This window comes from Citrobacter sp. Cpo142, from assembly GCF_030332425.1.
Classification (GTDB): domain Bacteria; phylum Pseudomonadota; class Gammaproteobacteria; order Enterobacterales; family Enterobacteriaceae; genus Citrobacter; species Citrobacter portucalensis.
Window position 1 is genome coordinate 86,369 of record NZ_JAOWHW010000018.1, and the last position, 12,783, is coordinate 99,151.

A 12,783-nucleotide genomic window follows, 5' to 3' on the forward strand; every position below is an offset into this window, starting at 1 on the left:
AAATAGTCAAGCGGCAAGAATATCACGGCTGTGACCGGCAGAATAGCAGCAGGCAAAACGACCAGGAGAATTCCTGGTACAGGCCCAAAACGTTTAGTGGATTTCCGCCACGCCAAGCCGCAGAGTTGGGCACATAAGGCACATCTCCAGCAGCACAGCCACGTATTCCCGAGCTTCTTTTTTCAGATCAAACGATTCGGGGGCAAATAACCAGTTTTCTATGATTCCGGTAATGTAGCTACGCAACAGGACCGCCACGCGACGGGTGTTCAGGTTTTCCGGCAGCATATTGGCATCCATACAGTGCCGCAATGTTTGTTCGATACGATCGTAATTTTCAATACAAAGATGGCGTTGAGCTAACTGAACAGAGGCCATTTCCCCGACAAATTCGCATTTGTGGAATATAATTTCCAGCAACAAACGTCGGCGTTCTTCTGTCACGGTAGCTTCAAGAACGTAAATTAAAATTTCTCTTAATACTGATAGTGGATCGTCGGGGAATTTTGCCTGATACTCAGTCTCTAACTCATCAATGTTAGGTTTTGCTAGCTCCCAGATTTCACTGAATAAATCCGACTTGTTTTTGAAATGCCAATAGATTGCTCCGCGCGTGACACCAGCGGCTTTTGCGATCTCCGCAAGCGAGGTGGATGATACCCCTTGTTGCGAAAACAAATGCAGAGCAACATCGAGAATATGCTGTCGTGTTTCCTGTGCTTGTTGTTTGGTTTTTCGTGCCATATGTCAGTGAATTTACAGGCGTTAGATTTACATACATTTGTGAATGTATGTACCATAGCACGACGATAATATAAACGCAGCAATGGGTTTATGGGCTTTAAGCCATTGATCAATTTGAAATCGGACACTCGAGGTTTACATATGAACAAAAACAGAGGGTTAACGCCTCTGGCAGTCGTTCTGATGCTCTCAGGCAGCTTAGCGCTAACAGGATGTGACGACAAACAGGCCCAACAAGGGGGCCAGCAGATGCCAGAGGTTGGAGTTGTTACACTCAAAACTGAACCTCTACAGATAACAACCGAGCTTCCGGGTCGCACCAGTGCGTTTCGCATCGCAGAAGTTCGCCCTCAGGTTAGCGGTATTATCCTGAAGCGTAATTTCACCGAAGGTGGTGACATCGAAGCGGGTGTGTCTCTCTATCAGATTGATCCTGCAACTTACCAGGCCGCTTATGAAAGCGCAAAAGGCGATCTGGCCAAAGCACAAGCCGCAGCAAATATCGCTCAACTGACGGTTAAACGTTATCAGAAACTGTTGGGTACCAAGTACATCAGTCAACAGGACTATGATAGCGCGCTGGCAGACGCGCAGCAGGCAAACGCCGCCGTTGTCGCCGCGAAAGCCGCGGTAGAAACTGCACGCATCAATCTGGCCTATACCAAAGTGACGTCGCCTATCAGCGGCCGCATTGGTAAATCATCCGTTACGGAAGGTGCTCTGGTGCAAAACGGTCAAGCGACCGCACTGGCGACCGTTCAGCAGTTAGACCCGATCTACGTGGACGTGACGCAGTCAAGCAACGACTTCCTGCGCCTGAAACAAGAGCTGGCCAACGGCACACTGAAGCAAGAGAACGGCAAAGCGAAAGTCGAACTGGTAACCAATGACGGCATTAAATTCCCGCAGTCCGGCACGCTGGAATTTTCTGATGTGACGGTTGATCAAACCACCGGATCGATTACGTTACGCGCCATCTTCCCTAACCCGGATCACACCTTACTGCCGGGTATGTTCGTCCGTGCACGTCTGGAAGAAGGGATTAACCCAACTGCATTACTGGTCCCGCAGCAAGGCGTTACCCGTACACCGCGTGGCGATGCCAGTGCATTGGTTATCGGCGCAGACAACAAAGTTGAAACTCGTCAAATTGTCGCCGCACAAGCGATTGGTGACAAATGGTTAGTCACTGATGGACTTAAGCCGGGCGACCGCGTGATTGTTACTGGGCTGCAGAAAGTACGTCCTGGCGCGCAGGTAAAAGCGCAGGAAATCACCGCTGATAACAACCAGCAAGGCCAAAGCGGTAGCCAGCCTGAACAGTCCAAGTCTTAACTTAAACAGGAGCCGTTAAGACATGCCTAATTTCTTTATCGATCGCCCAATATTTGCGTGGGTGATCGCCATTATCATCATGTTGGCAGGGGGGCTCGCGATCCTCAAATTGCCGGTAGCGCAATATCCGACTATTGCACCGCCAGCAGTGACGATCTCCGCGACCTACCCTGGCGCTGATGCCAAAACAGTACAGGATACTGTTACGCAGGTTATCGAACAGAATATGAACGGTATCGATAACCTGATGTACATGTCCTCTAACAGTGACTCCACGGGTACCGTGCAGATCACCCTAACCTTCCAGTCTGGTACTGATGCGGATATCGCGCAGGTTCAGGTGCAGAACAAACTGCAGCTGGCCATGCCGTTGCTGCCGCAGGAAGTACAGCAGCAAGGGGTTAGCGTTGAGAAGTCATCCAGTAGCTTCCTGATGGTTGTCGGTGTTATCAACACCAACGGCACCATGACGCAGGAGGATATTTCCGACTACGTTGGCGCCAACATGAAGGACGCTATTAGCCGTACTTCAGGCGTGGGTGATGTTCAGCTGTTTGGTTCTCAGTACGCGATGCGTATCTGGATGGATCCGAACAAACTGAACAACTTCCAGCTGACGCCGGTTGATGTAATCAGCGCCATCAAGGCGCAGAACGCCCAGGTTGCAGCCGGTCAGTTAGGTGGTACGCCACCGGTTAAAGGCCAGCAGCTTAACGCGTCAATCATCGCGCAAACCCGTCTGACCTCCGCTGATGAGTTCAGCAAAATTCTGCTGAAAGTGAATCAGGATGGTTCCCAGGTTCGTCTGCGTGACGTGGCGAAAGTGGAACTGGGCGGTGAGAACTACGACATCATTGCGAAGTTCAACGGTAAACCGGCATCCGGTCTGGGTATCAAGCTGGCGACAGGTGCTAACGCCCTGGATACAGCAAACGCTATCCGCGAAGAACTGAAGAAGATGGAGCCGTTCTTCCCGTCAGGTCTGAAGATCGTTTACCCATATGACACCACGCCGTTCGTGAAAATCTCTATTCACGAAGTAGTAAAAACGCTGGCGGAAGCAATCATCCTCGTGTTCCTGGTAATGTATCTGTTCCTGCAGAACTTCCGCGCGACGCTGATTCCGACTATCGCCGTGCCGGTTGTGCTATTGGGTACGTTTGCCGTCCTTGCGATTTTCGGCTTCTCGATAAACACCCTGACGATGTTCGGGATGGTGCTCGCCATCGGCCTGTTGGTGGATGACGCCATCGTTGTGGTCGAGAACGTTGAACGTGTAATGGCAGAGGAAGGACTACCGCCGAAGGAAGCAACGCGTAAATCAATGGGCCAGATTCAGGGCGCACTGGTGGGTATCGCGATGGTACTGTCAGCGGTATTTATCCCGATGGCATTCTTCGGGGGTTCTACCGGTGCAATTTACCGTCAGTTCTCCATCACCATTGTTTCAGCAATGGCGTTGTCAGTCCTGGTGGCATTGATTCTGACCCCTGCCCTGTGTGCGACCATGCTCAAACCGATTGCTAAAGGCGATCACGGTGAAGGCAAAAAAGGCTTCTTCGGCTGGTTTAACCGCATGTTCGATAAGAGCACGCACCATTACACCGACAGCGTGGGCGGTATTCTGCGCAGCACCGGTCGTTATCTGGCGCTGTATCTGATAATCGTCGTGGGCATGGCTTATCTGTTCGTTCGTCTGCCAAGCTCGTTCCTGCCAGATGAAGACCAGGGGGTATTCCTGTCAATGGCTCAGCTGCCAGCGGGTGCAACGCAAGAGCGTACCCAGAAGGTGCTGGACGAAATGACGGATTACTACCTGACCAAGGAAAAAGCGAACGTTGAATCGGTGTTTGCCGTTAACGGTTTCGGTTTTGCTGGTCGTGGTCAGAACACCGGTATCGCGTTCGTTTCTCTGAAAGACTGGAGTGAACGTCCAGGCGAAGAGAACAAAGTTGAGGCGATTACTCAACGTGCGATGGGCGCATTCTCGCAGATTAAAGACGCTATGGTCTTTGCCTTTAACCTGCCAGCGATTGTGGAGTTAGGGACCGCGACCGGTTTCGACTTCCAGTTGATTGACCAGGCAGGTTTAGGTCATGAGAAGCTGACTCAGGCGCGTAACCAGCTGTTTGGTGAAGTCGCGAAGCATCCTGATCTGTTGGTCGGCGTACGTCCTAACGGTCTGGAAGATACGCCGCAGTTCAAGATCGATATCGATCAGGAAAAAGCGCAGGCTCTGGGCGTTTCCATTAGTGATATTAATACAACGCTGGGTGCAGCATGGGGCGGAAGCTACGTGAATGACTTCATCGACCGTGGTCGTGTGAAGAAAGTTTACGTCATGTCTGAAGCGAAATACCGTATGTTGCCGGAAGATATTGGAAACTGGTATGTCCGCGGCAGCGATGGACAGATGGTACCGTTCTCCGCCTTCTCTACTTCGCGTTGGGAATACGGCTCACCGCGTCTGGAACGCTATAACGGTCTGCCTTCCATGGAAATCTTAGGCCAGGCCGCTCCGGGTAAAAGTACCGGTGAAGCGATGGCCATGATGGAGCAACTGGCCAGCAAACTGCCATCCGGTATCGGTTATGACTGGACCGGTATGTCCTACCAGGAACGACTGTCCGGCAACCAGGCTCCTGCCCTGTATGCCATTTCACTGATCGTCGTGTTCTTGTGTCTGGCAGCGTTGTACGAGAGCTGGTCAATTCCGTTCTCCGTAATGCTGGTTGTACCGCTGGGTGTTATCGGTGCATTGCTGGCAGCAACGTTCCGCGGCCTGACCAACGACGTTTACTTCCAGGTAGGCCTGCTCACAACCATTGGGTTGTCGGCGAAGAACGCGATACTTATCGTCGAATTCGCCAAAGACTTGATGGATAAAGAGGGTAAAGGTCTGATAGAGGCGACGCTGGACGCAGTACGCATGCGTTTACGTCCAATCCTGATGACGTCACTGGCCTTTATTCTGGGCGTAATGCCGCTGGTCATCAGCTCCGGCGCAGGTTCCGGTGCGCAGAACGCCGTTGGTACTGGCGTAATGGGTGGGATGGTGACGGCAACCGTGTTGGCGATCTTCTTTGTTCCGGTGTTCTTTGTGGTGGTACGCCGCCGCTTTAGCCGCAAAAATGAAGATATTGAGCATAGCCACTCAGTAGAACATCATTGATACATCTCTAAAGATAAGGCCGCACAAGCGGCCTTTTTTCTGGAAAAATCATAAAAATCACTTATTGCCATTCCGTTTATTTTCTCTCGGGTAAATAAGCGATATAATCCTTGTAGCCTTAAAGGCTATTCTTAAAAAAACAGCGAGAGTTCTTATTTACTTTAATAAATATTAAGATTAATCCTATCCACTGGTTCACATTGTCGGTTGTTGCCTTTCGTTGCTAAACCTAAACAAGATAACCCGATGATTGCCCGAAGAATAAAGAATTTGTCCCATTTCGAATAGCGGCATTTATCTGTTAAAATGTAAAAATGACGTAGCATCATAATTTTACATAATTGTAATTTTTCGTGATATGACGATGAAATCTTTTTTAGAGTAGATTATAGTTAAATCATCAGGAGTCGCGGGCAAGTTCCAGGTAGTTGTTGTATCCATCCCGAAAGGTGTTCGGTTAGTTTAAGCCACTAAGAAGGGGATGCGTTATGGATGAATACTCACCCAAAAGACATGATATCGCGCAGCTTAAATTTCTCTGCGAAACTCTGTATCATGACTGTCTTGCAAACCTTGAACAAAGTAACCATGGCTGGGTTAATGACCCTACCTCTGCAACCAGCTTGCAGCTCAATGAACTGATAGAGCATATTGCAACCTTCGCACTTAATTATAAAATTAAGTACAATGAGGACAATAAGCTGATCGCGCAGATAGATGAATACCTGGATGACACTTTTATGTTGTTCAGCAGTTATGGTATTAATACGCAGGATCTGCAGAAATGGCGGAAGTCAGGTAATCGACTGTTTCGCTGTTTTGTCAATGCCACCAGGGCTAATCCTGTTAGTTTGTCTTGTTAAAAATTATTACAATCATAGGTAAGAGTTATGTCCGATAAACCATTAACTAAAACAGATTATTTGATGCGCCTGCGACGTTGCCAGACAATTGATACGCTAGAGCGCGTTATTGAAAAAAATAAATATGAATTGTCCGACAACGAACTGGCTGTATTTTACTCAGCAGCAGATCATCGCCTTGCTGAATTGACCATGAATAAGCTTTACGACAAGATTCCAACTTCTGTTTGGAAATTCATTCGCTAATTGCACTCAAGGGTAAGTCAGGTATAGCGGTACCGTTGTCTGGCTGACCATTTTCTCATTTACAATGGTTATTTAATTCAAATCGCGTGACTATGATCACAGCAAAGAAGCGGGAACGTTCCCCTTTCTTGCATTACGTTTTACTGTGCTGAAATAACCTTCAGTACACAGGGAATTCGTAATGCGTAATGAAAAGCAAAAAATGATCGCCGGCGAATACTATCGCCCGGCAGATGAAACGCTGCGCAGTGACCGCCTACGCGCTCGTCAGTTGATCCATCGCTACAATCTCACCGCTCCCGATGAAAAAAATGAGCGTCAGGCAATCCTGCATGATCTGTTAGGTCAGAGTGAGGGGGCCTATATTGAACCCTCTTTCCGTTGTGATTACGGTTATAACATCTATCTTGGTAAAGACTTTTACGCTAATTTCGACTGCGTTATGCTCGACGTCTGTCCAATTCATATTGGCGACAACTGCATGCTGGCACCTGGCGTTCATATCTATACCGCGACCCATCCGCTGGATGCTACCGAGCGCAACAGTGGCCTGGAGTTCGGAAAGCCCGTGACTATCGGCAATAATGTCTGGATAGGTGGCCGTGCAGTGATCAATCCCGGCGTCACGCTGGGCGATAACGTGGTTGTGGCATCAGGCGCAGTGGTCACTAAAAGCGTTCCGGCAAACACCGTGGTTGGGGGCAATCCCGCAAGGATCATCAAAACGCTGTGATCTTAAATGTAACTGTTATGCTAAATTGTGGTTAATCTGTTACTTTCTTCAGAACGTATCCCCTTTTAAAATAGGGCGATCGCACCTGAATTTTGCAGACACCACGAAGGCAAGAGATGACAGAAATACAGCGCCTGCTTACTGAAACAATCGACGACTTAAATATTCGCGAGAAGCGCGACAACAAACCGCGCTTTAGCATCAGCTTTATTCGCAAACATCCAGGGCTGTTTATCGGCATGTATGTTGCGTGGTTTGCCACGCTGGCGGTGATGCTACAGTCAGAAACGTTAGTCGATTCAGTATGGCTGCTGGTGGTACTGTTCGTTGTGCTCAACGGCTTTTTCTTTTTCGACGTTGCGCCACGATACCGCTTTGAAGATATCGACGTTCTGGATTTTAGAGTTTGCTATAACGGAGAATGGTACAACACGCGCTTTGTCCCCTCCTCACTCATCGATACTATCCTGCACTCACCGTCCGTGGATAGCGAACATAAAGCACAGCTGCAAAAGATGATATCGCGCAAAGGCGAACTCTCGTTTTACGATGTCTTTACGCTTACCCGCGCCCAGACCAGCCAGTAACGGCATCTCAGCACAGATTAAAAAAGTGCGTTGCTGCGAAGGCAACGCACTTTACTCCCTGAAATGCTGGCAAGGAAACTAACGTCTTTTTTTACGACCCTGTACTGCTTTAAAGCGCGGATTCGTTTTGCAGATAACGTACAAACGCCCTTTGCGTTTTACTATCTGGCAGTCAGGATGGCGCTGTTTTGCGCTGCGAAGTGAATTGAGTACCTGCATTTTAACCCCGCTTAACGCCAATAAAATGACCAAAACGTTTTTGGAAACGTGCTGCACTGCCTTCATTATCAAAGGTTTTTTGTTTCCCGGTATAGTACGGATGTGATTTAGAAGAGATATCGAGAGTCACGTACGGGTACATTTTCCCCTCAAACTCAATCTCACGCTCAGTCTTGATGGTCGAACCGACCTTAAAGAATTCATTGGCACTGGTATCGTGAAACACCACGGTACGGTAAAAAGGATGAATATCCGGTTTCATGGCAACCTCAATTTGTTACGTTATAACATAACCAACAAAATACACCACTCTTGTACAAATCACAACCTGATTTACGCGACAGGGAGTCAAACGGGATGATAAGTGGCCGTAAATATATGATGCCAATCGAATAGCTTTTTGGGGTTTCGGATATACTTTCCCTACGCTGTGTAAATAAGGATATCACTGTGACAACACGACATCTGATAAGCCTGGTGACTGGGGTACTGTTCCTTTCCATCCTCGCGCCTGTAGGTTTAAGCCTGTGGCTGGCACATCGTCAGGTCGAAACGAAATTTATCGATGAGCTCGACATGTTCTCAACGCGGGTCGCATTACGTACGGAACGCGTAGGCGAGCAGGCGAAAAAAGCATTGCGCCATATTGAAGCATTTCAGGGGGTGCCTTGTAGTGAAGAGCATCTGCTGGAAATGCGCCGTTTGTCATATAGCTATCGCTATATTCAGGAAGTGCTGTACCTCAAAGATAACGTTCCGCAATGCTCATCTCTGGAAAAAAGAAGCCAGGCTGACGCATTTCCACCCGCAATGAAAGTCACTCCTGATGGATATCGCGCATGGCTTACCACGCAAAATGATTTGGGTATCAAGCGCTTTATGGCAGCATTAGGGAGCGAACATTATGTTGTGATGGTCGATCCGGGTTCTTTCATTGACGTCATCCCGTTTGGCTCATGGCCGATTGAAGTGACTATCATTGGCACCGTGCGCAACGTCGTGGTTGCCAGTAGCGCCGATCTGCCATCGGACGTTTTGCAGCATGTACAGCAAGAACGATCGATTACTCATTTTAAAAAAGATGGCAGCATTTATAACGCCCGCCCCTTTCCTGAGTTGGGTATCACGATCGTAACCTGGGCATCTACCCTGCCGTTACAAAAAACCTGGCACCGGCAGGCACTGATCTGGCTCCCGGCAGGCATTCTTATCGGCTTGCTCACCGCCGCCTTTGTTTTGCGTATTTTGCGCCGCTTACAGTCGCCCCATCACCAGTTGCAGGACGCTATCCAGCATCGGGACATCAAAGTCCACTACCAACCAATTATCTCGCTCAAAACGGGGAAAGTGGTTGGGGCAGAGGCGCTGGCTCGCTGGCAGTAGGCCGACGGAAGCTATCTGTCGCCGGAAGTCTTCGTCGCGCTGGCGCATGAAACCGGGTTGACAGAGTCCCTCACCCGGTTGATTATTGAAAGCGTATTTGAAGATTTAGGCAAATGGCTGCGTCAGCATCCGGAGCAGCATATATCCATCAACCTAGAGTCAGCCGATCTGTCCTCCGAAACGCTTCCTGCCCTGTTAAGCCAGAAGGTGAACCGCTGGCAGCTTAAGCCTGCGCAAATCGCGCTGGAGCTAACTGAACGCGAATTTGCCGACCCAAAAAACAGCGCGCCGTTTATTGCCAAATACCGTCAGGCGGGTCATTCAATCTATATTGATGACTTTGGTACCGGCTATTCCAGCCTGAGTTATTTGCAGGATCTGGATGTAGACATCCTGAAGATAGACAAATCGTTCGTCGATGCGCTGGAGTACAATAACGTCACGCCGCATATCATCGAGATAGCAAAAACGCTGAAACTTGAGATGGTGGCGGAAGGTATCGAAACCGAGAATCAGGAAACCTGGCTACGCCAGCACGGCGTGCAGTACGGTCAGGGTTGGCTTTACAGCAAAGCGCTGCCGAAAGCGGAATTTATTCTGTGGGCAGAAAAACGGCTTTAACATGGCTGTTGATGTTGAGATGGCTGGCGGCACGCCGCACAGCCAGTCACATCACTCTTCCATAATGGGCGCAAATCCACCGTAGATCATTCGCTTGCCATCAAATGGCATAGATTCACCGAATTCCTTCATACGGGGATCGGACATCATCTTCTGATTCGCCGCATCGCGGACCTCTTTGGATGGATATTCAATCCAGCTGAATACCACTTCTTCATGATCCTGCGCTTTCACAGCCATGCGAAAATCGGTCAACTTGCCGTCGGGGACATCATCTGCCCAGCACTCCACCACGCGCAATGCACCGAACTCCTTGAAAAGCGGAGCTGCTTTTGCCGCCATCGCAATGTACGCCTCCTTGTTTTCAGCGGGTACGGCAACCACAAAGCCATCAACATACTTCATGAGAAAAACCTCCGAAGTGTACTGCGCGGCAAGCCGATTCCGGCCGCGTCAGTCGAGGTTAAGTTTAGTCGCCACCAGGCGATCGCGCCCCAGGCGCATTCCTGATACGCGTACGCGACTGCGGCTGATGCCGAAACCACGGCAGGCAAAGCTGAATCAACGGTCCGATAGCCAAGGCATACAGCACCGTACCAACTCCCACGGTTCCACCTAGCAGCCAACCGATAAGCAGCACCGACACTTCGATTGCGGTTCGAATTCGTCGTACTGGCCAGCCGGTACGCGCGTGGATACCGGTCATCAGACCATCACGCGGACCGGCGCCAAAACCGGCGCCAATGTACAGGCTGGTTGCTAACGCATTCAATATTACCGCTGACACCAGCAGCCCGCTGCGCGCCAGCAGAGATTCAAATCCAGGAATCACCAGCAGCGCGGCATCTGCCGCCAGTCCGATCATAATCACGTTACTCAACGTGCCAAAGCCAGGACGCTGGCGCAGCGGTATCCACGCCAGCAGCACCAACACGCCCACGGCAATAATCACCACGCCGATATTCATTGACAATAAATTGGCTACACCAAGGTGAAACACGTTCCAAGGATCGGCCCCTAAATCAGCACGGACAAACATCGCCGTCGATACACCGTACAGCACCAGCCCGATATATAACTGAAGTAAACGACGCAGCATGCATTTCCCTCCCACTCTCGTATAACTTTCATCTTCATCGCAATTGGCACTATGATTAATGTCCAGTTTTCAAAAAGTGGACTGCTATGTCATCTCGCCGTTATGGAAGTCAGTCTTTGCAACGCCTGCTCGGACACTGGCTGGAAAGCCCCTCGCGAACGCCCATCTGGCGACAGCTGGCAGAAGCGTTACGTCTGCTTATTCTCGATGGTCGACTGGCGCTGGATAGCCGTTTACCGGGTGAACGCGAGCTCGCCGTCGTTCTGCAAGTAAGTCGAACTACCGTCGCCAGCGCTATGGCGCAACTGCGTGAAGAGGGATATCTGGAAAGCCGTCATGGTAGCGGCTCACGGGTGATCCTGCCGGAACATATTCGCCATGTGCCAACCCGGACCAGTACCGGCACAGCACTTGATTTGTCCACGGCGGCGCTAAGTGCCGGACCCGAAATTCATCAGGCTTACCAACAGGCGCTGTTCGCCATGCCACAGCATCTGTTGAGTTCCGGGTATCTGCCACAGGGACTGTCGGTATTGCGTGAATCCATCGCTCAGCATTATTGCGATCGCGGGCTCCCGACGCAGCCCGATGAAATCATGGTCGTGAATGGTGCTGTCAGCGGCCTGGCGCTGATCCTACGTTTGCTCACCGGCCCCGGCGATCGCGTAGTGGTAGATCACCCTACTTATCCGCTGGCGATTGCCGCGATTCAAGGCGCATCCTGTCGCCCCGTCGGCGTGTCGCTACCCGAGCACGGTTGGGATACCGCGGGTCTGGTCGCCACCCTCGCGCAAACCGCACCGAGAATGGCCTACCTGATGCCGGACTTTCACAACCCGACCGGGCGTTGCATGGACGCTGCAACTCGCCAGGTCGTGGCGGATATTGCCGAACGAACCCGCACTACCCTGGTGGTCGATGAGACGATGGTGAACCTGTGGTATGACGCCCCGCCGCCGCCGCCACTTGCCGCATTCAATCGCGACGCGCCGATCATTCTATTGGGTTCGGCCGGGAAAAGCTTTTGGGGGGGATTACGTCTGGGCTGGATCCGGGCGTCGGCACGAACCATTGCGGCGCTGGTACAAACCCGCGACACCTTCGATTTAGGCTCCCCGGTGCTTGAACAACTCGCCACCAGTTGGCTGCTGGATAACGCCCCTAACTTTCTTCCTGACAGAAGACGCCTGCTCACATCGCGACGAGATCTGTGCTCGGACCTGATGAACTCACATTTCCCGGAATGGCAGTTTACCCAGCCACAGGGAGGACTCTCTTTCTGGGTTGAACTGCCCGATACGCTGGCGACGCTCTTTGCCACACGCGCCGAAAGTGCAGGCATTCAGCTGGGTACCGGTACGCGGTTTGGCCTTGATGGCGCATTCGATCGCTTTTTGCGTATGCCCTTCACGTTACCGGATGACACAGCGCGTGCTGCTTTCAGAGTGTTGCAACCCATTTGGGATAACCTGCGATTGCAGGCCAGCAGCGGAAAAATGCGTAAAATAATCTAAGCGACGAGTCAAAAGACCCGCCATTGAATACCGTGATGGACAAGGAAGTCCCAGCAATATTACTGTTGAGGAGGAACCGGGAATCCCTTCAGGGAAATTACGAAATTCTCACCGTCTTTCTTAATTTTTGCCCCGGCATCACACCAGTCGGAGGCAATACGGAAGAACTCATCGCTGCCGACATTCCAGGGAAGGTGCGAATAAGCAGGTCATTTCTTCCCAAGCTGACTCGCTGATTAAAATTTCGCGGATCTGGGCCGATTTTTT

12 protein-coding genes and 1 pseudogene are annotated in these 12,783 nt (G+C 50.6%); 8 read left to right on the forward strand and 5 right to left on the reverse strand.

Going from position 1 to position 12,783, the window contains the following annotated elements; all coding sequences use genetic code 11:
* Nucleotides 1-93: 93 nt before the first annotated feature.
* A complete protein-coding gene (acrR, locus tag OGY18_RS00865) occupies nt 94-744 on the reverse strand; it encodes a multidrug efflux transporter transcriptional repressor AcrR (RefSeq protein ID WP_003831045.1) in 651 nt (216 codons plus the stop codon).
* A 141-nt stretch (nt 745-885) separates the two neighbouring features.
* Here acrR and acrA point away from each other — a divergent pair, with 141 nt between their 5' ends.
* The 6 genes from acrA (at nt 886) to OGY18_RS00895 (ending at nt 7,680) form a co-directional block, all read left to right on the forward strand.
* Complete coding sequence (acrA, locus tag OGY18_RS00870) at nt 886-2,079, forward strand: multidrug efflux RND transporter periplasmic adaptor subunit AcrA (protein ID WP_003831044.1); 1,194 nt, start codon at nt 886-888, stop codon at nt 2,077-2,079.
* A gap of 22 nt (nt 2,080-2,101) precedes the next feature.
* Nucleotides 2,102-5,251 (forward strand): efflux RND transporter permease AcrB, encoded by a 3,150-nt coding sequence (gene acrB, locus OGY18_RS00875; RefSeq protein WP_063941319.1) that lies wholly within the window; start codon nt 2,102-2,104, stop codon nt 5,249-5,251.
* Nucleotides 5,252-5,739: 488 nt separating this feature from the next.
* Nucleotides 5,740-6,114, forward strand: a complete 375-nt coding sequence (gene tomB, locus OGY18_RS00880) for an Hha toxicity modulator TomB (protein WP_003021733.1) — start codon at nt 5,740-5,742, stop codon at nt 6,112-6,114.
* 27 nt (nt 6,115-6,141) lie between these two features.
* Nucleotides 6,142-6,360 carry a hemolysin expression-modulating protein Hha gene (gene hha / locus OGY18_RS00885; RefSeq protein WP_002892050.1) on the forward strand — a complete coding sequence of 73 codons (219 nt, stop codon included), beginning with the start codon at nt 6,142-6,144 and terminating at the stop codon, nt 6,358-6,360.
* A 181-nt stretch (nt 6,361-6,541) separates the two neighbouring features.
* Nucleotides 6,542-7,093: a maltose O-acetyltransferase gene (gene maa / locus OGY18_RS00890; protein WP_003835924.1), complete on the forward strand. Its 552-nt coding sequence runs from the start codon at nt 6,542-6,544 to the stop codon at nt 7,091-7,093.
* 116 nt (nt 7,094-7,209) lie between these two features.
* A complete protein-coding gene (locus OGY18_RS00895) occupies nt 7,210-7,680 on the forward strand; it encodes a YlaC family protein (RefSeq protein WP_020996574.1) in 471 nt (156 codons plus the stop codon).
* Between the two features lie 78 nt (nt 7,681-7,758).
* Here OGY18_RS00895 and ykgO read toward each other — a convergent pair whose 3' ends face one another.
* Complete coding sequence (gene ykgO / locus OGY18_RS00900) at nt 7,759-7,899, reverse strand: type B 50S ribosomal protein L36 (protein WP_005125190.1); 141 nt, start codon at nt 7,897-7,899, stop codon at nt 7,759-7,761.
* Nucleotide 7,900: 1 nt separating this feature from the next.
* Complete coding sequence (locus OGY18_RS00905) at nt 7,901-8,161, reverse strand: type B 50S ribosomal protein L31 (RefSeq protein ID WP_008783961.1); 261 nt, start codon at nt 8,159-8,161, stop codon at nt 7,901-7,903.
* Nucleotides 8,162-8,349: 188 nt separating this feature from the next.
* Here OGY18_RS00905 and pdeB point away from each other — a divergent pair.
* Nucleotides 8,350-9,903, forward strand: a pseudogene (gene pdeB / locus OGY18_RS00910) (cyclic di-3',5'-guanosine monophosphate phosphodiesterase PdeB).
* 51 nt (nt 9,904-9,954) lie between these two features.
* On the opposite strand, the gene OGY18_RS00915 reads toward pdeB, so the two are convergent.
* Complete coding sequence (locus OGY18_RS00915; protein WP_003831033.1) at nt 9,955-10,308, reverse strand: DUF1428 domain-containing protein; 354 nt, start codon at nt 10,306-10,308, stop codon at nt 9,955-9,957.
* Between the two features lie 64 nt (nt 10,309-10,372).
* Nucleotides 10,373-11,002, reverse strand: coding sequence for a membrane protein YczE (gene yczE, locus OGY18_RS00920; RefSeq protein ID WP_063941317.1), 630 nt, complete (start codon nt 11,000-11,002; stop codon nt 10,373-10,375).
* A gap of 86 nt (nt 11,003-11,088) precedes the next feature.
* Between yczE and yczR the strand changes: the two genes are divergently transcribed.
* Nucleotides 11,089-12,516 carry a MocR-like transcription factor YczR gene (gene yczR / locus OGY18_RS00925; RefSeq protein ID WP_003831031.1) on the forward strand — a complete coding sequence of 476 codons (1,428 nt, stop codon included), beginning with the start codon at nt 11,089-11,091 and terminating at the stop codon, nt 12,514-12,516.
* The last annotated feature ends 267 nt before the right edge of the window (nt 12,517-12,783 follow it).

Bases quoted from the DNA above. Each gene is read 5' to 3' on its own strand.
- acrR (WP_003831045.1), bottom strand. From the start codon at position 744: ATGGCACGAAAAACCAAACAACAAGCACAGGAAACACGACAGCATATT.
- acrA (WP_003831044.1), top strand. From the start codon at position 886: ATGAACAAAAACAGAGGGTTAACGCCTCTGGCAGTCGTTCTGATGCTC.
- acrB (WP_063941319.1), top strand. From the start codon at position 2,102: ATGCCTAATTTCTTTATCGATCGCCCAATATTTGCGTGGGTGATCGCC.
- tomB (WP_003021733.1), top strand. From the start codon at position 5,740: ATGGATGAATACTCACCCAAAAGACATGATATCGCGCAGCTTAAATTT.
- hha (WP_002892050.1), top strand. From the start codon at position 6,142: ATGTCCGATAAACCATTAACTAAAACAGATTATTTGATGCGCCTGCGA.
- maa (WP_003835924.1), top strand. From the start codon at position 6,542: ATGCGTAATGAAAAGCAAAAAATGATCGCCGGCGAATACTATCGCCCG.
- OGY18_RS00895 (WP_020996574.1), top strand. From the start codon at position 7,210: ATGACAGAAATACAGCGCCTGCTTACTGAAACAATCGACGACTTAAAT.
- ykgO (WP_005125190.1), bottom strand. From the start codon at position 7,899: ATGCAGGTACTCAATTCACTTCGCAGCGCAAAACAGCGCCATCCTGAC.
- OGY18_RS00905 (WP_008783961.1), bottom strand. From the start codon at position 8,161: ATGAAACCGGATATTCATCCTTTTTACCGTACCGTGGTGTTTCACGAT.
- OGY18_RS00915 (WP_003831033.1), bottom strand. From the start codon at position 10,308: ATGAAGTATGTTGATGGCTTTGTGGTTGCCGTACCCGCTGAAAACAAG.
- yczE (WP_063941317.1), bottom strand. From the start codon at position 11,002: ATGCTGCGTCGTTTACTTCAGTTATATATCGGGCTGGTGCTGTACGGT.
- yczR (WP_003831031.1), top strand. From the start codon at position 11,089: ATGTCATCTCGCCGTTATGGAAGTCAGTCTTTGCAACGCCTGCTCGGA.